We start from the raw sequence: 20,108 nt of genomic DNA on the forward strand, positions 1-20,108 counted from the left end.
TCCGCGGGCTGCACGAGAGGTGCGATGGGGGCCTCAAGCCGGTGGAGGGGTCGGCCCGGATGTTCGTCCTGCCGAACACGCTGAACCGAACCGAAGCCTTGGCAAGAGTCCGGGCGTGGAGCTCGGCGACGAACAACGACGAGGGTTGGGCAACCCCAGACATCGCGGTCAAGATTCTTGTCATCGTGCACCGCATGGCCGCAAACCGCCTCGGCTTCGGCGGCATCTACTCGGCGCTGAACGACAAGACGTCTGATGCCATGAAGCAGGGGATGCAGGACGGCACCGGCTGGCCCGTTCGACCCTTCCTAAATTTTGCGCTACCGATCATTGCAGCTGTGAAGGCCGGCAATGAATTCGCGGCGATGAACCTGCTCCGGGAGTTCAGCCCGCGCCTGGCGCCTGCTGCTCTGACCGGCCAACGTGCCGTGGATGTGTTGCGAGAACTGCACGCTGCTGTGTCGAGACTTGTCGCCATGCTGGACGAGGCAGGGACCACCATTGGTGACATAGCTCTCCATCTCTGTGACACGGGTCTTTTTGAGTTCGACGAGCGCTATGCGCGTGTTCTTGGGTTTGTCAGGGATGTTGCTGACGCCGTTCAGGAGTCCGAGGCTGCTGATGCAGTTCCGGCCGAAGGATTATCCTCGGACGCGGCAATCGCCAAGTTCTTCAATTGCTCTGCGCAAGAGCTTTGGCCCTATGAACGCTATGTCTCAGAAGGCTCTCCCTATGCCACGCAGCACGGCGTGAAGGGAGCGCAGTTCGAACGCGTCATGGTGGTGATGGACGAGGAAGAAAGCGACTACCGAACGTACAACTACGAGCGTGTCTTCGCAAGTGCTGAGGCCCGTGCTGCAGATCGTGCGCGAGCACTGGATGGTGATGAAAACACTTGGAGCCGAACGCTACGACTGCTTTACGTCTGCTGCACTCGCGCCCAGCGTGGACTGGTTCTAATGTTCTTTGTCGCCGATCCGGCGACCACCCTGGAAAACGTCGTGGCGAGCGGGATCTTGCCGCGAAGCGCAGTCTTTACGCAGGAAGTGTTAGCTGGATGGCCATAGACGAACGATTGCCTGACCTATTTGAAGCAAGAGCCGAGCGGCAGGCTCGGTAGCTACCTGGTGGTAACTCTGAGGATGTGAGCGACTGCAATTGGCCGGTAGCAGTCGCTTGCCAACGTCCGCTTTTGGCCGATAGCTGACTGTCACTAACGGTAGTTCATGGTCATTTACTGTTGACCGTGATTATTGCAGTACGCAATTTTTCGGTTAGCCGACTTACCCCTTTGCTCAGTGCTTCGTGAAGGGGCTGGAGATTGCCTCAGATGTTGCGGCGGAGCATTTTCTTCTTGTGTTGATAGATGTCGTAGTTGGGGGAGGGACTTGGAGAGGCGGATAGATATTCACGCTTTAGATCACTGCGCCCGCTTCGCGGTCGTTCGCAGCCTTCGGCAGCGGCTACATGTAACGCGAACAGCAATAAAACAGGCCGGCCGATAGGCCGCCGTCTGCTTTTGCTCTTGCTCTGGCTTTTGATCTGCCTGCCCCCTTAGACACGATGGCCGAACGCAGGCATTGAGCCGTGGGTAACCCGGCAGGGATGCCGGGTTAGCCGCCACCCGGCCAGGGATGGCCGGTGGCGGCGGCCCACGGATCAATGCCGGAGTGAGGGCATGCCGAGCCTAGGCGAGGCACCGAGTGGAGGGGCAGGAGCCCTTTGCTTACTTTGGGGCTTTTCCAAAGTGAGTCGCTGTAAGAGCGAGACCATAAGTGGCCGTTACCGCAGCAACGGATATGTACACAAAAAAGACCGCAACCTCAGGTTTTAAGACCGCTGCGCGGCCGAGCGGGAACAAGCTCCCTCGCCACAGTAAGCTCGCTGAGTGTCTAGCTTACTGTGTAGTTCCAACACGATGCGTAGTATGAAATCACCACACTCGCAGCAATGGATTTGGTAACACCGACATAACAACAGCGATGATCTCTGCTCACCTTGCACCAGAGCATTTGGATAAGGCACCGATCCCTAATCTCATATCTCTTTCGTTCACTACACGGTGCAATTGATCATTGTTGCGGTGATAACGGATAGGCCTGTATATAAAAAAGCAGCTCTCGGGAGCTGCTTTTCGATCCTACTCCCCCTTTTTATGCTTATGGGGTTTCAGGTCTGGATGATCTTTCTGCTTTTCGGGCGTGACTCTCTGTCTTTTGTCCTCTGTGCCATCTTCGTTTTTTCTTTTAGGGCCAGGTTTGATACTCATGGTCGACTTCCTTTATCGCTTGGGTTGTTAAATCCTATTTTTAACTAGTCCAGCCTTTTATAGCTGTCAACAGGAAGCGGCTAAGGTGCGCTTAGTCATGGGCTCGGAATTCCGTAGCAAATTGCTTACCTCAATGCACAATCTGCGCAAGAAACGCCTTAGCCCTCGGGCTCTTCGGCGCCCCAAAAAAATCCTCCGGCGGCGCATCCTCCACAATCCGCCCCCATCCAAAAACAACACCCGCCCAGCCACCTGCCGTGCAAATCCCATCTCATGGGTCACGCACAACATCGTCATGCCACTCCCAGCGAGCTTCACCATCACATCTAACACCTCACTCACCATCTCCGGGTCCAGCGCCGAGGAGGGTTCATCAAACAGCATAATCTTCGGCTCCATGCACAACGCCCGTGCAATCGCCACGCGCTGTTGCTGCCCACCGGACAGTTGGCTCGGATACTTATCCGCCTGATTCTCGATCCCCACCTTGGCCAGAACCCCCCGCGCACGGTGATCGGTGTCAGGGTGCAGTTGTGCAGCACGCTCATATGGGGAAACAGGTTGAAGTGCTGAAACACCATGCCCACTTGGCTGCGCACCTGCGCGGGTGTTTTGCGAGAGGTCGGTGCGGTCCATCAGGATGCGGCCCTTCTCGGCAATTTCCAGGCGGTTGATGCAGCGAACCAGAGTCGATTTTCCGGAGACGGAAGGCCCGCACAGAACGATGCGTTCGCCTCGTCCACAAGTGGATTCGATTGCAATCGCAGAAGAATGCGGCAAGTTTTTTAGCCACCCTCGGAATACTACGAATCTTTGGTAAGTTTCATTCGGCGGCCATAAAGTCGAACGGCTTTTCAGTAACGAATTGGCCCGATGTCTCCCCGGTAAGGAGACGGTCCATGTCCACCCCGAGGTCGAGTTTGCGGACACGCGCACCTTCAGAGAAATCGAGCTTCTTCAGATCCACCCAGAAAATGTTGGGTGAAATTGCCGACTCGCCATAGAAAAGCATGCTTTTCTGGTCAGCCACCACGCGCCAGCGGGTCGTGGAAAGGTTCGGTGCTTCAGGAAGGCTTACGCCGTAGGGTACCGACGCGTTGCGAATAACGCTGAACACCGCGGCGGCAGAGATCCGGGGGTCGTCGCTTTTGGTCACTGCGTTGATGTAAAAACCGGCGCGTAGGTAACGGTCTTCGGAGCGGCCACTCCCGGGAAGGAAATTGAGAGGGTCTATCACGCTCCAATATTTCTGGTTAGCGAGTTGGCTGCTGTAGGGTGGGTCGTTCGTCACCACTTGATACTGGCGGTCATGATGAATACTCAGCTTGCCGCCGATCCACTCCAGCACAGCACTGTCGCCGGAGGCATCGGAGAGCGTCAAATGCAACGGCGCGAGGCTGCCGGGTCGGCCAGGTACTTCACCGCTTACCACCTGCACGGGATGGCTGCGCGTATATTCGACCGCCTCTGACACCGTCGCGAATTGATCAAGATAGAACTGTGCCCAGATCGAGAGCGACATGCGGGGCGTCTTCCCGTCGTCCTCGGGAAACTCTGTGGCGTTGAGCCAAAGCAGGCTGGCGTTGAGGCCGGCTTCGTTCATGCCGTCAACCGTCGAAATGTCATAGCCAGACACGGCCAGGCTGCCGAATTTCGATGTCCATTCAAGTGAGCGCGAACCGGAGGCTCCATTGCGTTTCATTCCGCGAGGGAAGACCCAGAAGTTGCTAACCATGGCGTCCTTGAAGTCCATATTGCGGCCGGTAATATTCCGGCCGTCAGGGCCATGATAAACAGCCCTTGTACAGGCTTGGACTTCGGCGCCCAGTAGGGCGACGGCTGCAGTCAAGGTGGCGAGCGTGAGTGCGAATTTAGACATAGTGGATACCAATCCTTGGGACGTATGTGCAAAGCCTTTGCTGATCAAAACCTATAGGTCATTCCGAGCGCCGGGCCGCTGAGGCGCGTGTCGTAGACGTGGCCGTTGTGATCGTAATCGACGTCGAGCAACTTATAGCCTACGGAGGCGGAAAGGCTATCTCTGAAAGCATAATTAACGCTAACCAGAGTCGACCATGTGAAGTTGGAGCCTGCGCCAAACCCACCGATGTCGGCCTGACCCTGAACGGAGAGCTTTTGTGTAATGGGAAGGAATGCACGCAGGCCGACCAGTGGGTCAACCCAGCCGAAGCTTTCGTGGTAGCTGGCAGACTTGCTTAGGCCGCCAAGGCTCCCGGTAACCTTCACCCTGTTAGAGATGTGCCAAACGCGGGCACCGGCCAGGGCATCGAGGCTGAACCCAGGTGCATCGATAACCCGGTAGCCGCCCATGAGTGTTGCGGTGAATTGTTTCGTGTCGACCTTCGCATCGATGTTGCCTCCCGGTGGTATTACGCCAAGGCCGGGAATCGAGAATGCAGGCAGCGGGCCGACATTATGGATATCTGTGGTATCGACATACATGATGTCAGCCGAGAGGACGAAACGGTCGTAGCGTCCCCAAACATTTATGAAGCCACCAAAGTTCAGATCATCCACTACCTCGGAGAACGGTTTCTCGACGCTAATTGTAGGGCCGCGCTGGAACGGTGAAACGCGACCATCCAGGCGGGCAGCCCAAATGTAGGGCGTGATCTGCAATGCCGAATTTTGCTGTTCCAATGGGGCATGCTCTTGCGCCACGTCGAGGGAAGCCCCCTCGCCATGCGCGGCATGTGCGCTGCCGATGGATAAGGCAATGATGACGGCATACCGCGACGATAGAGCCTCGCCGGCGCAGGTAAAAATCGCCTTACCTTCAGCCCTGTGACGGGGGCTGTGCCGACGATGGGCCAGACTGCGTAATGGGTTGCCGTATCGAAATAGCATGATGCCTCCTCTTTGCATCTGCGTTAGCTAAACCACTCATGTTCCTTAGTGAATTAGCGATATCGAGTACTTATAGTTTCTAGAAAGTGGTTATGCGTCGTGGCATCACGCCTTGCGTGATTCTGCCCAGCCATCTCAATGCATAATCTGCGCAAGAAACGCCTTAGCCCTCTCACTCTTCGGCGCCCCAAAAAACTCCTCCGGCGGTGCATCCTCCACAATCCGCCCTCCATCCAAAAACAGCACCCGCCCAGCCACCTGCCGGGCAAAGCACATCTCGTGGGTTACGCAGAGCATGGTCATGCCGCTATCGGCCAGCTTGACCATCACGTCCAGCACTTCGCACACCATCTCCGGGTCCAGCGCCGAGGTGGGTTCATCAAACAACATAATCTTCGGCTCCATGCACAACGCCCGGGCAATCGCCACACGCTGTTGCTGCCCACCTGAAAGCTGGCTCGGGTACTTATTCGCCTGATTCTCGATCCCCACCTTGGCCAGAAACCCCCGCGCCAGTTCTTCAGCCTTTTTCCGCGACAACCCGCGCACGGTCATCGGTGCCAGGGTGCAGTTGTCCAGCACGCTCATGTGCGGGAACAGGTTGAAGTGCTGGAACACCATGCCCACTTGGCTGCGGACCTGGGCGGCTTCGCGGGTGTTTTGCGAGAGGTCGGTGCGGTCCACCAGGATCTGGCCTTTTTCGGCAATCTCCAGGCGGTTGATGCAGCGGATCAGGGTCGATTTGCCGGAGCCGGAAGGCCCGCAGAGGACGATGCGTTCGCCCTGGCGCACCTTGAGGTCGATGTCGTGTAGGACGTGGAAGGCGCCGTAGAACTTGTTCAGCCCGGCAATATCGATCACCACTTCACGCGGGTCGGCAATGGGCTGGGCGGGCGCTTGGAGGGCGGCGGAAAGCGGGGCGGTCTGGGTCTGCATGGCGGTTCTCCGTCGGTCAGTTGAAGCGCTCGGCGCGGTAGGGGGTGGGGTCGGTAAAGGGCGTTTCGCCGGTGACCATCTGCGCCAGCAGCTGGCCGCTCACTGGGCCCAGGGTCAGGCCGTGGTGGGCGTGACCGAAGTTGAACCACAGGCCGGGGTGGCGCGGGGCCGGGCCGATCACTGGGCACATGTCCGGCAGGCACGGGCGGCGGCCCAGCCAGGGTTCGGCGTCGAGGCGTTCGCCCAGGGGGTAGAAGTTCCGGGCCAGGGCTTCGCAGCGGCGCAGTTGGATTTCGTTGATCGGGTCGTCGCAGTCGGCGAATTCGATGCCGGTGGTCAGGCGGATGCCGCCCACCATCGGTGCCAGGACGTAGCCGCCCACCGGGTCGAGAATCGGGTGCTGCAAGCGGGTGCCGGGCAGGGCGGCGTAGTGCATGTGGTAGCCGCGCTTGATCGCCAGGGGGATGCGGTAGCCCAGGGGTTCGAAGAGGCCGCTGGCTTGCGGGCCCAGCGCCACCACCACTTCCTGGGCGGTGATCGGGCCGAGTTCGCTGTACACCTGCCAGCCGCTTTCGATCTGGGTCAGGCTCAGGGCATCACCGATGACGAATTGGCCGCCGCGTTGCTTGAACAGTTCGGCGTAGCCGCGGGTCAGGCCGCCGGGGTCGCTGACGGTCTTGGGGTCGAGCCAGTGCAGGCCGCCTACTACTTCGGGGTGCAGGCCGGGTTCCAGGGCCAGCAGTGCAGTGCGGTCCAGTACCCGGTAGTTGAGCTGGTAGTCGCGCAGGTCGGCGGCGGCGCGTTGGGCGAAGTCGAAGGCCTGTGGGTCGTTGAAGGCTTCGAGCCAGCCGCCGTCGGCGATCAGCTCCAGCATGTTGGCCGGGCGGGCCAGGGCCAGGTGTTCGCTCACGCAACGCTCGATCAGCGGCAGCATGGCGCGGGTGGCGGCGGCCAGGCCCTTGGGCGAGGAGTGGCGCCAGTATTGCAGCAGCCAGGGGCCGGCCTTGGGCAGGTGGCGCAGGCTGTAGCGCACGTCCGATTGCTGGTTGAGGCCGTAGCGCACCAGCTTGGTCACTTCCCGGGGGAAGGCGTAGGGAATCACGCTGGCGCGTTCGATCAGTCCGGCGTTGCCGTGGCTGGTGCCGTTGCCCGGGGGCTGGCGGTCCAGCAGGACCACTTGGCGGCCGCGGGCCTGCAGGTGCAGGGCGCTGCTGACGCCGACGATTCCGGCGCCCAGAACGAGGGTTTGGCAATGCATGTTTCAGTCCTTATGACAGGGGCCGCGGGGCGGCCCGCTAAAGGGTTCAGTTCAGGTGCCGGCCCAGGCGGCCTTCCAGGTATTTGAGGCTGCGCCGCACCACTTCGACGATCAGCAGGTACAGCACCGCAGCCCACAGGTAGATCTGGAAATCGAAGCTGCGGGAGAAGGCCAGTTTGGTCACCCCCATCAGATCGTAGATGGTCACCAGGGAGGCGATGGCGCTGGCCTTGATCATCAGGATCAGCTCGTTGCCCAGAGGCCCGATGGCGATCAGCAGCGACTGCGGCAGGATCACTTTGCGAAACGCGGTCCAGCGCGACAGGCTCAGGGCCTTGCAGGCTTCGCGCTGGCCCTGGGCTACGGCCAGCAGGCTGCCGCGCAGGATCTCCGCCTGGTAGGCGGCGGTGTTCAGGGTGAAGGCCAGCAGGGTGCAGAACCACGCGTCGCGGAAGAACCACCACAGGCCCACGTCCTGCCAGAAGCCTTTGAACGAACCCAGGCCGTAATACAGCATGAACAGCTGGGCCAGCAGCGGCGAGCCACGGAAGAAGTACACATAAGCCCCGGTGAAGCGCCGCAGGAAACGATTGCTGGACAGCCGCCCGAGGGCAATCAGCAGGCCGAGCACGGCGCCCAGGCTGAAGGAAATCGCCACCAGCTTGGCGGTCACCAGCAGGCCGTCGATAAAGCGCGGGCCGTAGCGTTCCAGCAGTTCCTGGTTGAGGAACAGGTTCAGTAGGTCATCCAGGTTCATGGCTGCAGGCTCCGTTGCGCACGGTTGAAGCGTCGTTCGAGAAAACTGAACAGGTGCCCGGACAGCGCCGAGAAGAACAGGTAGCCAAAGCAGGCCACGCTGTAGAACAGCATGGGTTCCTTGGTCACGCTGACCGCGAGGTTGGTCTGGCGCATCAGGTCCACCAGGGAAATGGTCGACACCAGCGAGGTGTCCTTGAGCAGCGACAGCCAGTTGTTGGACAGCCCCGGCAGGGCGATGCGGGTCAGTTGCGGCAGCAGCACCCGGGTGAAGGTGGTGCGGCGCGACAGGCTCAGGGCGCGGGCGGCTTCGTACTGGCCCTTGGGCAGGGTCTTGAACGCGGCCAGCCAGATCTCGCTGGAGAAGGCGGCGAACACCAGGCTGAAGGCGATCATCGCGGCGGCGAAGGTGTTGATCGCCACTTCACCGGGGTAGCCCAGGGCGCCGAGGATCTTCTGTGCGGCAATCTGGCAACCGTAGTAGATGATCAGCAGGGTCAAGAGCTCTGGCAGGCCGCGAAACACCGTGGAAAAGGTCGTGGCCCAGGCCCGCGCCCAGCGGTTTTTCGAGCGCGTGGCCAGGGCTACGGCGAGGCCCAGGGGCAGGCCGATGGGCACGCAGGCCAGTGCCAGGGCGATGGTCACCAGGGCCCCGGCGAGCAAGGCCGAGCCCCAGCCGCCGCTGGCGAAGGACAGGAGTGACAGCTGTTCGAACATGCGCGAACCCTCTGGAAAAATGAACCGTGCAGGGCGCCGCCGCGCTCAAGGGAACGCGGGGCAAGGGCAGCGGCAAAGGCGGGCGGTCAGTAGATGTCGAAGGCGAAGTAGCGGCTGGAGATTTTCTTGTAGGTGCCGTCGGCAACGATCTCGTCCAGGGCCTTGTTCAGGCGCTCGCGCAGGGCGTTGTCTTCCTTGCGCACGGCGATGGAAGCGTCGGCGGTGGTGCCGTTGACGTCGCCGATGATCTTGCAGCAGTCCTTGCCGGTGCTTTCAGCCCAGGCCAGCAGCGGGAACTTGTCGGCGATCACCCCGTCCACGCGCCCGGCGGCCAGGTCGCTGTTGGCTTCGTCCAGGGTCGGGTAGAACTTCACGTCGGCACCGGCCGGGCCGTAGTGGTCCTCGGCGTAGATGGCCTGGGTCGAGGAGGCCTGGGCGCCCACGGTGCGGCCCTTGAAGTTGGTCTGGGCGTCGGTGATGTCCGAGTCCTTGGGCACCGCCACCGACAGCGGGGTGCGGTAGTAGTGGTTGCTGAAGGCGATCTTCTTCTTGCGCTCGTCGGTGGCGATCATCGAGGCCACCACGGCGTCGTATTTCTTCGCCAGCAGCGCCGGGATGATGCCTTCCCAGTCCTGGGCAACGATCTGGCATTCAACCTTCATGCGCTCGCACAGGGCGTTGGCGATGTCCACGTCGAAGCCGTGCAGCTGGTTGTTGGAGTCCACGTAGTTGAAGGGCGGGTAGGCGCCTTCGGTGGCGATCTTCAAGGTTTCGGCCTGGGCCGTGGAGGCGGCGATGACCAGGGCGCAAGCGCCGGCGAAGCGGAGGACGTTGTTCATGGAGCACCTCGGTTATTTATTGTTTTGGTCGGGCGGACGATGTGTAACCAACAAACTCGTTATGCAGGGCAGCGGTGGCTTCCAGGCGTTTCTCCACCTCGGGTCCCAGGTGCTTGCACACCTCGTTGACCAACAGGTGCACCAGCGACAGCATGGCCGCGGTGGATTCCCAGAACAGGTTGAATTCAGTGGGCACGCGGAACACCTCGTCGGCGTTCTGCTCGGCCCAGTCGCAGAAAGTGTCGGTGATCAGGGTCACCGCAATCCCGGCCTCGCGGGCCTTGTGGCACAGGGTCAGGGCGTGGCGCGAATAGCGCCGGGCCTCGAACACCACCAGGGCGCAGTCTTCGGCGGGGCTCAGCAGCACGTCGGCGAAATGCCCGGCGGCGCCGTCCACCAGGTGCACGCCGTCACGCAGGTATTGCAGCAGGTGGACCATGGAGGCGGCGATGCCGCGCTCGGTCTGGAACCCCGCCACGTACACCCGGCGTCGGCTGGCCAGGCGCTGGACCACGGTCTGCCAGGCGGGGGTCAGGCTGTATTCGTAGACCTTGACCAGCGCGCCGACTTCCAGCTCGAAGCTGCGGGGCAGGCCTTGAGCCGCCGGGTTGGGCTGCTGGCGAAATTCCTGCAGGCGGTCGCCCACCAGCCACGGGCCTTCGCCGAGGTCGTTCTTCAGGTCGTTTTTCAGATCCTTGAAATGGCTGTAGCCGATGGCGCGGCAGAAGCGGCCGACGCTGGATTCGCTGACGCCGAGTTTTTCGGCGATGTCGGCGGCGGTCTGGAAGGGCAGTTCGTAGAGGTTGGCCAGCATGTAGCTGGCAATCGCCCGGCCCGACGCGGTGGCGCTGGACAGGCTGCTTTCAAGGCGTTGCTTGATGGATTGGCTCATGGTTTTTCATTGTTATTGGCCGTTGACAATGGAAAATGAATGTTTTCTGTCATTAAGTCAATATTTGACAGTTAACTGGCGTGACGCGATAGTCAGGCACCTTCCAATAACAATTCCAATGGAGCTGCCATGCATCACGCGACCCCGGCGCAGGCTGATGTCGAGTACCTCGACCTGCCGGCCCTGACCGACTTGCTGCAACGCATTTTTCTTCGCCATGGCACCTCTGCCGAAGTGGCCCGGGTGCTGGCCGACAACTGCGCCCGCGCCGAGCGCGACGGCTCCCACAGCCACGGGGTGTTCCGCATTCCCGGTTACCTGTCGTCCCTGGCCAGCGGTTGGGTCAATGGGCAGGCGCTGCCGCAAGTGGAGGATGTGGCCCCCGGCGTGGTGGCGGTGGACGCCGGCGGCGGCTTTGCCCAGCCGGCCCTGGCGGCGGCCCGCGAACTGCTGTTGAGCAAGGCTCGCAGCGCCGGGATCGCGGTCCTGGCGATTCGCAATTCCCATCACTTCGCCGCCCTGTGGCCGGATGTCGAGCCCTTCGCCGAAGAAGGCCTGGTGGCCCTGAGCCTGGTCAACAGCATGACCTGCGTGGTGCCCCACGGCGCCCAGCGGCCGCTGTTCGGCACCAACCCGATTGCCTTCGCTGCCCCCCGCGAGGGCGCCGAGCCCATCGTCTTCGACCTGGCCACCAGCGCCATTGCCCACGGCGATGTGCAGATCGCCAAGCGCCAGGGCCAGCAACTGCCGCCGGGCATGGGGGTGGACCGCGACGGCCAGCCCACTTGCGATCCGGCAGCGATTCTCGACGGCGGCGCCTTGCTGCCCTTTGGCGGGCACAAGGGCTCGGCGCTGTCGATGATGGTGGAGCTGCTGGCGGCGGCGCTCACTGGTGGCAACTTCTCCTTCGAATTCGACTGGTCACAACACCCGGGGGCGCAGACGCCGTGGACCGGGCAACTGCTGATCGTCATCGACCCCGGCCACCTGGGCGGCGGGCGTTTTGCCCAGCGCAGCGGCGAGCTGGTGCGGCAGATGCAAGCCGTGGGTCTGGAGCGCATGCCGGGGGACCGGCGCTACCGCACCCGGGCCAAGTCCCTGCAAGAGGGCATTCCCCTGGCGGCTACCGAGCTGGCGCGATTGCGCGCCCTGGCGGTGGCATCTGCCAGCTGAGCAACCTGATTCACTGGATGGCGATGCACTCGCCGCTTGAGGTGGTGGAACGGGCCAACCACAGCTTCGACCCGTTCCCCGACGAGGGTCGGGTGCTGCCCTTGGGTTCCAGGGCGGCGATCTTCTACAACACCGGGTGGTGGTCAAGTACCCGGTGGCTGACGCGCTGCTCGATCAGCCGGCGCCGGGCTCAGATGATGCCCAGCATCCACAGTAGGCCCAGGTAGACCGCCGCAGCGCCCAGGGGCCAGACCACCAGCAGGCGGGTCTGGCTGAAGAACGACGGCGCTTTGCCCACCAGGGTCGAGTCCTCCAGCTCCTGCAGGGTCTTGGCGGGCACGCCTTCCTCGGCCGGGGCCTTGAGCTGGGCCTCGATCAGCGGCTCGACCTCTTCGACCTTGCGCATCATCCCCCGGCCCGTGGCGAACAGCGCCGCGCCGACGAAGATCAGCAGGTAGATCACCAGGAACTTCCAGTGGGAGGAGTAGCTCAGGTCGATGAAGCTGGGCGTCGGGCTGTTGTCCCAGAACCAGTTCAGCGGCTGGGTATTGGCGTTGACCTGATACACGAAGTACTTGATCGGGCGATTGATGGTCGAGGCCATGGCGGTGTAGCTGTCCAGGCGCCAGTAGAGCATTTTCAGGGTCGAGAAAAAGGTCGAGATCAAGGCACCGGTAAACAACAGTGCGCCTGCGGCGATGTACAGCCGGTACTGCAATTGGGCCCTGGTGTAGGTCATGGGTGCTTCCTGCAATGAACAAAAGGGGCGCAATACTATATTTCGTGGCCGCTGGACGATAGGGGCCAGTAGTCGTCCAGCGGTCGCAGCGCTCCTGACGGCCTGGGGGCGGTGAAGGTTTGCGCAGGTCTGGGGGCGACACGGGTTATTCTTGCTTCCCCTCTCAGGTCGGACGAGTCAGCCCATGCTGCAAGTACAAGGAGTGTTCAAGAGCTACGCCACGCCCCAGGGGCCGCTGGCGGTGCTGCAGGGTGTCGATTTGCACCTGGGGCAGGGCAGCAGCCTGGCGCTGATGGGCGAGTCGGGCAGCGGCAAGAGCACCCTGCTGCATCTGGTGGCGGGGCTGGACAAGGTCGATCGCGGCAGCATTCGCATTGGCGAGCACTGCCTGGAGCAGATGAACGAACACCAACTGGCCAACTGGCGCCGTACTGAAGTGGGCCTGGTGTTCCAGCAGTTCAACCTGATCAGCAGCCTGCGGGTCGAGGACAACCTGGGGTTTCAGGCGCGCCTGGCCGGACGTTTCGATCCCCTGTGGCAGGCGCAGTTGGTGGAACGCCTGGGCTTGGGAGACTTGCTGCGGCGTTACCCCGAGCAGCTCTCCGGCGGCCAGCAGCAGCGGGTCGCCCTGGGCCGGGCCCTGGCCTCCAAGCCGGGGCTGCTGTTGGCGGATGAGCCCACCGGCAGCCTCGACGAGGCCACCAGCGACGAGGTGTTGCAGCTATTGCTGGAGCTCCTGGCCGACAGCCCCACCAGCTTGTTGATGGTCACCCATAGCCAGCGGGTGGCCAGCCGCCTGCAACAGACGGTGGTGCTGCACCGCGGTCGTCTGGCCGACCCGGTCGGGGGTTGAGATGGGGGTCTTTGCCACAGCGATGCAGGCGCTGCTGAGCCACTGGCGCCAGCATCCGGTGCAGTTCTTCAGTGTGCTCACCGGACTCTGGCTGGCCACCAGCCTGTTGACCGGGGTCCTGGCCCTCAACAGTCAGGCCAGGGACAGCTATGCCCGGGCCAGCCAGTTGATCGGCGGCGAGCCCCAGGCCAGCCTGAGCAGCGCCAATGACGCGAGTTTTGCCCAGCAATGGTTCGTCGACCTGCGCCGTGCCGGCTGGCCGGTGTCGCCGGTGCTCCAGGGGCGGGTGCAGCTCAAGGATCACCTGGACCAGCCCCTGCAAGTGATGGGCATCGAGCCGTTGTCGCTGCCTGCCGGTTCTGCGGTGGCCGGGCAGGCCCTGGCACTGCAACAGATGGTCGAGTTCTTCAGTCCGCCGGGCACCACCTGGGTGGCGGCACAGACCCTGGCCGGCCTGGGCTTGCAACAGGGCGAGCGACCCCAGGCACTCAATGGCCAGCGCTTGCCGCCGCTGCGGGTGCGGGCGGACATGCCCCCGGGGCTGCTGTTGATGGACATCGGCTTTGCCCAGCAGGTGCTGGGCCAGCCCGGGCAGTTGAGCCGCTTGCTGCTGCCCAGGGACTTTGCCGCCCAGGCGCCGCCACTGCCGGTGGAACTGGCGGGGCAACTGGTGCTGCGTCAGGGCGAAGCACAGAGCGACCTGGCGCGCCTGACCGAAAGCTTTCACCTGAACCTGGATGCCCTGGGATTTCTCTCCTTTGTGGTGGGGCTGTTTATCGTGCATGCCGCCATCGGCCTGGCCCTGGAGCAGCGTCGCGGCTTGCTGCGCACCCTGCGTGCCTGCGGGATCAGTGCGCGGCTGCTGATTGCCTGCCTGAGCGTAGAGCTGGGAGGGCTGGCGCTGTTGGGCGGTGTGGCTGGGGTGGTCAGCGGCTACCTGCTGGCCGGGGTGTTGCTGCCGGACGTGGCCGCCAGCCTGCGGGGCTTGTACGGCGCGCAAGTGCCGGGACAGTTGAGCCTGAGTCCCTGGTGGTGGTTCAGCGGCATCGGCCTCAGTCTGCTGGGGGCCTTGCTGGCCGGTGGCGCCAGTCTGCTGCGGGCGGCGCGCCTGCCGTTGCTGGCCCTGGCCAATCCCCAGGCCTGGCACCAGGCCCATGCCCGCTGGTTGTGGCGCCAGGGCTGGATTGCCTCCCTGGCATTGTCAGTCGCCCTGGCGGCGTGGCGCTGGGGCGACAGTCTGGCCAGCGGTTTCGTGCTGATGGCGGCTTTGCTGCTGGCGGCGGCCCTGGGCTTGCCGGTGCTGCTCAATGCCGTGCTGGGCCGCTTGCTGGGGCGCAGTCGCGGGGTGCTGGGGCAATGGTTTCTCGCCGATTGCCGGCAGCAGTTGCCGGCCCTGAGCCTGGCCTTGATGGCCCTGCTCCTGGCCCTGGCGGCGAACATCGGCGCCGGCAGCATGACCGCCGGTTTTCGCCAGACCTTCAACGACTGGCTGGAGCAGCGCCTGAGCGCCGAGCTTTACGTCAACCCGCAAAGTCCCGAACAGGCCCGGCAATTGCTGGACTGGCTGCCGCGCCAGCCCCAGGTAGCGGCGGTGCTGCCCAGCTGGCAGGTGGCGTTGCAGGTTCAGGGTTGGCCGGCGGACCTGTACGGGGTGATCGACCATCCGAGCTATCGCCAGCATTGGCCGTTGCTGGAGGCCCAGGGGGCTGATCCCTGGGCGCAGTTGGTGGCGCACGACACCTTGATGCTCAGCGAACAGTTGGCCCGGCGGCTCAAGGTACGCCTGGGGGATCGCCTGGAACTGCCGGTGCCTGCAGGGCACTGGGCGCCGCAGGTGGTGGGGATCTATGCCGACTACGGCAATCCCAAGGGGCACTTGCTGGTGAATGGGCAGCACCTGCTGGAGCATTGGCCGCAGCTGGCGCCGAACCGATTCAACCTGCGCCTGGAACCGGGGGCGGTTGCGCCGCTGATCGGTGCGTTGCAACAGCAGTTTCCCCTGGACGACAGCCGGATCATCGATCAGGCCCGGCTCAAGGGCTGGTCGCTGCAGGTCTTCGAGCGCACCTTCGCCGCCACGGCGGCGCTCAATAGCCTGACCCTGGGGGTGTCCGGAGTGGCGCTGTTCATCAGCCTGCTGACCCAGAGCCAGAGCCGCCTGGGGCAGTTGGCGCCACTCTGGGCCCTGGGTGTGGGTCGGCGTCAGTTGATGCTGCTGAACCTCGGGCAGACCTGGTTGCTGGCGGTGCTCACCCTGATGCTGGCGTTGCCTCTGGGGATCGTCCTGGCCGGGTGCCTGAACAGCGTGATCAATGTCCAGGCCTTTGGCTGGAGCCTGCCGTTGCGGGTGTTTCCATGGCAGCTCCTGCAACTGCTGGGCTTGGCCATGCTGGCCACTCTGGCGGCCTCGGCCTGGCCGCTGTTCAAGCTGTACCGTGCCCAACCGGCGGATTTGCTGAGGACCTTTGCCCATGAAGATTGATTGCCGGTGGCTGTCGCTGCTGCTTCTGGCCCTGCCTCTGGCCGGCTGCGATCAGGACGCCGCGGCGCCCCAGGGTTTCGCCGGGCTGGGCAACGAGGCCACGGCCTTTGCCCCGGTGCTGCCGGGGCGCACCTTCAGCTTTCCTGCCGATCATGGCCCTCACGACGGTTTTCGCATCGAGTGGTGGTACCTGACCGCCGACCTGAGGGACGCACAAGGTCGGCAGTTTGGTGTGCAATGGACGCTGTTTCGCAGCGCCTTGCGGGCCGCGCCCGAGCAGCCGGGCTGGGGTGCACCGCTGGTGTGGCTGGGGCACGCGGCGGCCACTTCGGCCAGCAGTCACCATGCCGCCGAGCGTTATGCCCGGGGCGGGGTGGGGCAGGCCGGGGTCACGGCGCAGCCGTTCCAGGCCTGGATCGATGACTGGCGCTTCACCAGCCTGTCCGCCGGGGCCAATCCCCTGGCCCGGATGCAGGTGCAGGCCAGCGGGCCGGGGTTCGCCTATCAGTTGCAACTGTCCAGCAGCCAGCCGCTGGTGCTGCAGGGCGCGGGCGGCTACAGCCGCAAGTCGGACCAGGGTCAGGCGTCCTATTACTACAGCCAGCCGTTCTTCCAGGCGTCGGGGCAGTTGCAGATCGACGGCCAACGCTATGAGGTCAGCGGCCCGGCGTGGCTCGATCGGGAGTGGAGCAGCCAGCCCCTGGCCGCCGACCAGACCGGCTGGGACTGGTTCTCCCTGCACCTGGACAACGGTGAACGCTTGATGCTGTTCCGGGTGCGAGAGAACACTCGCGCGCCTTACATCACCGGCACCTGGATCAGCGCCGATGGCCATACCCAGAGCCTGGGGCGCGAGCAGATCCGCCTGACCCCGGTGGATTATTCCCAGGTAATGGGGCGTCGCCTGCCTACGTCCTGGCACTTGCAGGTCCCCGACAAGGGGCTGGACATCAACACCCGAGCGCTCAATCCCCAGGCCTGGATGAACCTGAGCATTCCTTACTGGGAGGGGCCTGTGCAGTTGAGCGGCAGTCACAGTGGCAGCGGTTACCTGGAGATGACCGGGTATTGAGGGGCAGGGCTGCCCGGTGAAAACCGTCAAGGCGTCTATGCTCAGGGGCCTGGTCTGAACCCACGGACAGGTTTTTTTCAACCACTAAGGAAGGTCGAACCATGAAAACCCTCAACACCCTGACTCGCGCCATCGCCCTGGCCACTGTGCTCGGTGCTGCCAGCCTCAGCGCCCACGCTGCCGATATTCCGCTGTCGGGCGCCATTGAAGCCGACCAACTGGTGACCAAGGTCATCTCGGTGGATGCCGCCAAGCATCAGGTGGTGCTGGAGGGCGCCGGTGGCAAGCCGGTGCATGTGCAACTCAGTGACCAGGCCAAGGACCTGGGGCATTTGAAGAGCGGCGATCAGGTCAAGGTCACCGTGACCCGCTCGGTGGTGGCGGTGCTGGATACCGATGTGCACAAAGGCAAGCCGGAGGCTGCCGAATCCACCGGTGTGGTGCGCGCCACGGCGGACAATCCCAACCCGGGCGGCGCGGCGTATCGCCAGGTGCAGGTGCAACTGAAGATCACTGACATCGATCTGAAGAAAAACCAGCTGACCTTCGAAGGCCCGGCGGGCAACAAGAAAGTGGTGAGCGTGGAGAAACCCGAAGTTCAGCAGCGCCTCAAGGACCTCAAGGTCGGCCAGAGCGTACTGGTGACCTACACCGATATCCTGCAGGTCACCACCGCCCACGAGAGCTGATGCGGCAGGGCTGGGGGGCGTAGTGTCCAGGGAGTGGCGAATAATCCTGGCGTCCAGTTTTATTCAGAATCTGCTCACGGACTTTCCCCTCCAGTTGCACTAGAATGACAATCGTTCGCCCGGTGCAAGGGCTCTTTACCGGTGCATGGATTGCCAAGGCCAGAGCACTGGGCGAACACCCTTCCTGAGTCGTGTCCCGCGACTGCCATGTCCTGCGACCGCAGCGTTTTGTGACTGTCGCGTGCCGCGATTTTCGAGCCCTTGAAAGGCGCTCGGCCTCCCACTCAAGCACTCCCCCGGCTGGTTACCTGCGCTGCGCCGTCGTTCGTCGTGGGCGCTCAAAGCGCAATGGGCTGCAGGCTGACCTGGCGGGCGCGCAGGTTGACCCACTGAGGTGTGCGTTCGGGGTCGCCCCGCAGGGACAGGAGAATGATCGACGGGCCGACTGCCAGGGCTGCGACGCCATCCTCATCGACCCGAACCAGGCGCCCGCTGACCTGCAAGGCCCCCTGGTCCCAGTGCAGGCGGGCCGGGCCGTGGGCGCAGGGCTCCAGGTTGTCATTCCAGCTGAACTCGTCCTCCAGGCTCAGTTCCACTTCATAGTCTTGCCCGACCTGTGGCCGGGGCCCCAGCCATTGGCCGCGGCCGTCGCCGAAGGCACAGCGGAAGCCGACGCTGAGGTCTTGCGCTGGTGTGGGGTGGATGTCCGTCAGGGTGATACGCATGCCAGGGTTTCCCGATCGGCAGTAAATGGGAGTGATGCCAAGCCGTTTGCGCGCTTGCCGCGCCGGGCAAGGCTGAAGGCTCTGCCGGCATCTGGCAAGTGGTCACGGTTTTCATTGCGCAGTCGCAGGGCCTTCAACAAAATGGCCGATTGCCCCGCCAGACCGCTCGCGGGGGGGACGGTAGTGGAGATCCCGGATTGATCTGGTTGAAGCGTTTTCTCATGTCGATCGGCGCCCTGACGCTGATACTGGTTGCACTTGGAGTTGCCTGGACGGGCCTGTCCAAAACCCCGCGGCATGGATTGCCGGAACATCCCCGGGCCCAGTGGCAGGGCGGTGCCGATGGTGGGCACTACGTTGAAGTCACTCGCAGCGAAGCGCCTTACTACTTCGTCCAGGTCCGTTATGAAAGCGGCGGCCTGTGGTCCGAGGGTTGGGTGCGCCAGGAGCACGGCGACGGTGCTCCGTTCACCGCTGACGACGTGATCGCCTTTGACGGCGACGGGGTGATTTACCTGCAGCAACGCAAGGTGCTGGCCGGCGACAAGTCCGGGGCCCGCTGAGCCCCGGAGCACAACCTATCGGTCGCGGGTGTCGCTGCCGTAGGCATCCCATAGCTTGTTGCGAAACTTGTTGTGCAGATCGACCCGCGCCTTCAGCGCCAGAAACTCCCCCGCCCGCGGATAGGCCGCGCGAAACTGCTGCGCGGTGGCGTGGATCTGGTACGGCAGGTAGTAGCTGCCGCCGCGCTGGATGGCGCTGTCCACCAGGGCGCGGGTCCATTCGCCGACTTCATTGCGCTCGGCCTGCGCGGTGCTCTGCTGGTAGTACAGCACCAGGGCGAAGACCTCGGTCTTGGCCCAGGCCAGCAGGGTGCCGGGGTCGGCCTTGGCGTGGCGGATCGACAGGTTGATCACATTGACCTTGTGCGCCCGCAGGGTCGCGCCCATTTCGGCGACGAAGCTTTCCAGTTGGTCGGGGGGCACGAAGTATTCCTGCAGCACGTAGGTGCGCTTGGCTCGGGAGCCGGGTTCCAGTTCGCGCACATCGAGGCTGGCTTCGTGGTTGCGCCAGGATACTTGCGGTTTTTTCAGTACCAGAGGGTCGATCACCTCCTGGCGCAAGGTCTTGCCCCCGGGCCATTGGCTCACCACTTTCAGGGCTTTCTGTTCTTTCCAGTAGTTCTGGTCCAGGGGCGTGAGGCGCTCCTTGACCGTTACCGGCAGGTCGGTCTGGCTGTAGGAAACCGCGCGCAGGGTCTGGTACTGGTTGGGGTAGAGCACGGCGTTATGCAGGATGACCTTGGGGTTGTGCTCGACCCGGGCGAGGAAGTAGGGGCGGTAGTCGCCCAGGGGCATTTCTTCGAAGCTACGCAGCAGGCGCACGTTGTCGCTCAGGCGCAAGGTGGCTTCGACTATCACCCCGAGGCCGCCGTAGCCGCCGATGGCGCCGTAGAACAGTTCGGCGTTGCTGTGCGGGCTGGCCTCGACCACCTGGCCGTCGGCCAGCACCAGCTTGATGGATTTCACCGAGGTCACCAGCGGCCCATAGCCGACGTAGCGGCCATGGGCGTTGACGCTCAGGGCGCCGCCGACGGTGAAGTTGGCGTAGCTCTGCATGATGCTCACGGACAGATCGTAGGGGTCGATGAAACTCTGCAGGGCACGCCAGGTGATGCCGGGCTGCACGGTGATTTCCTTGTGCTCCCGGGAGAAGCCGAGCACCCGGTCGAAGCCGCGCATATCGATCTGCAAGGCATGCTCGGTGGCGGTCTGGCCGCCCATGCTGTAGCGGCCGCCGCCAATGGCGATGGGACCGGGGGGTTCGGCCACCAGCTTGA

Annotated in this window: 19 protein-coding genes and 2 pseudogenes; 8 read left to right on the top strand and 13 right to left on the bottom strand. The window is 63.3% G+C overall.

Going from position 1 to position 20,108, the window contains the following annotated elements; all coding sequences use genetic code 11:
* Positions 1 to 1,067, top strand: a pseudogene (locus BLX41_RS34200) (ATP-dependent helicase); the annotation flags it as partial.
* 1,073 nt (positions 1,068 to 2,140) lie between these two features.
* Here BLX41_RS34200 and BLX41_RS34205 read toward each other — a convergent pair.
* The 10 genes from BLX41_RS34205 to BLX41_RS01950 all read right to left on the bottom strand — a co-directional run bounded on the left by BLX41_RS34205 (position 2,141) and on the right by BLX41_RS01950 (position 10,535).
* Positions 2,141 to 2,269: a hypothetical protein gene (locus BLX41_RS34205; protein ID WP_259744325.1), complete on the bottom strand. Its 129-nt coding sequence runs from the start codon at positions 2,267 to 2,269 to the stop codon at positions 2,141 to 2,143.
* Between the two features lie 66 nt (positions 2,270 to 2,335).
* Positions 2,336 to 3,049, bottom strand: a complete 714-nt coding sequence (locus tag BLX41_RS01910) for an amino acid ABC transporter ATP-binding protein (RefSeq protein WP_185073338.1) — start codon at positions 3,047 to 3,049, stop codon at positions 2,336 to 2,338.
* A gap of 43 nt (positions 3,050 to 3,092) precedes the next feature.
* On the bottom strand, positions 3,093 to 4,148 hold the full coding sequence (locus tag BLX41_RS01915) for a linear amide C-N hydrolase (RefSeq protein ID WP_123723543.1): 1,056 nt from the start codon (positions 4,146 to 4,148) through the stop codon (positions 3,093 to 3,095).
* A 44-nt stretch (positions 4,149 to 4,192) separates the two neighbouring features.
* Positions 4,193 to 5,137, bottom strand: a complete 945-nt coding sequence (locus tag BLX41_RS01920; RefSeq protein WP_221179184.1) for a porin family protein — start codon at positions 5,135 to 5,137, stop codon at positions 4,193 to 4,195.
* A 135-nt stretch (positions 5,138 to 5,272) separates the two neighbouring features.
* A complete protein-coding gene (locus tag BLX41_RS01925; RefSeq protein ID WP_123723544.1) occupies positions 5,273 to 6,073 on the bottom strand; it encodes an amino acid ABC transporter ATP-binding protein in 801 nt (266 codons plus the stop codon).
* Between the two features lie 16 nt (positions 6,074 to 6,089).
* Entirely contained in the window at positions 6,090 to 7,331 is a 1,242-nt protein-coding gene (locus tag BLX41_RS01930; RefSeq protein WP_123723545.1) for an NAD(P)/FAD-dependent oxidoreductase, read from the bottom strand.
* Between the two features lie 46 nt (positions 7,332 to 7,377).
* Complete coding sequence (locus tag BLX41_RS01935) at positions 7,378 to 8,088, bottom strand: ABC transporter permease (RefSeq protein WP_011060496.1); 711 nt, start codon at positions 8,086 to 8,088, stop codon at positions 7,378 to 7,380.
* A complete protein-coding gene (locus BLX41_RS01940) occupies positions 8,085 to 8,804 on the bottom strand; it encodes an ABC transporter permease (RefSeq protein ID WP_123723546.1) in 720 nt (239 codons plus the stop codon). The genes BLX41_RS01935 and BLX41_RS01940 overlap by 4 nt, the downstream gene beginning before the upstream one ends.
* A gap of 86 nt (positions 8,805 to 8,890) precedes the next feature.
* Positions 8,891 to 9,643 carry a transporter substrate-binding domain-containing protein gene (locus BLX41_RS01945; protein WP_123723547.1) on the bottom strand — a complete coding sequence of 251 codons (753 nt, stop codon included), beginning with the start codon at positions 9,641 to 9,643 and terminating at the stop codon, positions 8,891 to 8,893.
* 16 nt (positions 9,644 to 9,659) lie between these two features.
* Positions 9,660 to 10,535, bottom strand: a complete 876-nt coding sequence (locus tag BLX41_RS01950) for a MurR/RpiR family transcriptional regulator (RefSeq protein WP_123723548.1) — start codon at positions 10,533 to 10,535, stop codon at positions 9,660 to 9,662.
* A 129-nt stretch (positions 10,536 to 10,664) separates the two neighbouring features.
* Here BLX41_RS01950 and BLX41_RS01955 point away from each other — a divergent pair, with 129 nt between their 5' ends.
* Together BLX41_RS01955 and BLX41_RS01960 are read left to right on the top strand one after the other, a co-directional pair.
* Entirely contained in the window at positions 10,665 to 11,708 is a 1,044-nt protein-coding gene (locus tag BLX41_RS01955; RefSeq protein WP_123723549.1) for an Ldh family oxidoreductase, read from the top strand.
* Positions 11,687 to 11,839 (top strand): annotated as a pseudogene (locus BLX41_RS01960) (VanW family protein); the annotation flags it as partial. The gene BLX41_RS01955 and the pseudogene BLX41_RS01960, both read left to right, overlap by 22 nt.
* Before the next feature lie 59 nt (positions 11,840 to 11,898).
* On the opposite strand, the gene BLX41_RS01965 reads toward BLX41_RS01960, so the two are convergent.
* Entirely contained in the window at positions 11,899 to 12,447 is a 549-nt protein-coding gene (locus BLX41_RS01965; RefSeq protein WP_123723550.1) for a YniB family protein, read from the bottom strand.
* A gap of 184 nt (positions 12,448 to 12,631) precedes the next feature.
* Between BLX41_RS01965 and BLX41_RS01970 the strand changes: the two genes are divergently transcribed.
* The 4 genes from BLX41_RS01970 to BLX41_RS01985 all read left to right on the top strand — a co-directional run bounded on the left by BLX41_RS01970 (position 12,632) and on the right by BLX41_RS01985 (position 17,543).
* A complete protein-coding gene (locus BLX41_RS01970) occupies positions 12,632 to 13,300 on the top strand; it encodes an ABC transporter ATP-binding protein (RefSeq protein WP_123723551.1) in 669 nt (222 codons plus the stop codon).
* Between the two features lies 1 nt (position 13,301).
* On the top strand, positions 13,302 to 15,782 hold the full coding sequence (locus BLX41_RS01975) for an ABC transporter permease (protein ID WP_123723552.1): 2,481 nt from the start codon (positions 13,302 to 13,304) through the stop codon (positions 15,780 to 15,782).
* The gene (locus tag BLX41_RS01980; RefSeq protein WP_123723553.1) at positions 15,772 to 16,854 is read left to right on the top strand and encodes a lipocalin-like domain-containing protein; all 1,083 of its coding nucleotides are present in this window, start codon (positions 15,772 to 15,774) and stop codon (positions 16,852 to 16,854) included. Before BLX41_RS01975 ends, BLX41_RS01980 begins: the two co-directional genes overlap by 11 nt.
* 101 nt (positions 16,855 to 16,955) lie before the next feature.
* Entirely contained in the window at positions 16,956 to 17,543 is a 588-nt protein-coding gene (locus tag BLX41_RS01985; protein ID WP_123723554.1) for a hypothetical protein, read from the top strand.
* A gap of 338 nt (positions 17,544 to 17,881) precedes the next feature.
* On the opposite strand, the gene BLX41_RS01990 is transcribed toward BLX41_RS01985, so the two are convergent.
* Entirely contained in the window at positions 17,882 to 18,268 is a 387-nt protein-coding gene (locus tag BLX41_RS01990; protein ID WP_123723555.1) for a hypothetical protein, read from the bottom strand.
* 206 nt (positions 18,269 to 18,474) lie between these two features.
* Between BLX41_RS01990 and BLX41_RS01995 the strand changes: the two genes are divergently transcribed.
* Positions 18,475 to 18,831, top strand: a complete 357-nt coding sequence (locus tag BLX41_RS01995) for a hypothetical protein (protein ID WP_259744326.1) — start codon at positions 18,475 to 18,477, stop codon at positions 18,829 to 18,831.
* A gap of 15 nt (positions 18,832 to 18,846) precedes the next feature.
* Here BLX41_RS01995 and BLX41_RS02000 read toward each other — a convergent pair.
* Positions 18,847 to 20,108: FAD-binding oxidoreductase (locus tag BLX41_RS02000; RefSeq protein WP_404942727.1), on the bottom strand; the 1,262-nt coding region annotated here is incomplete at its 5' end.

This window comes from Pseudomonas protegens, assembly GCF_003732485.1.
GTDB lineage: Bacteria > Pseudomonadota > Gammaproteobacteria > Pseudomonadales > Pseudomonadaceae > Aquipseudomonas > Aquipseudomonas protegens_B.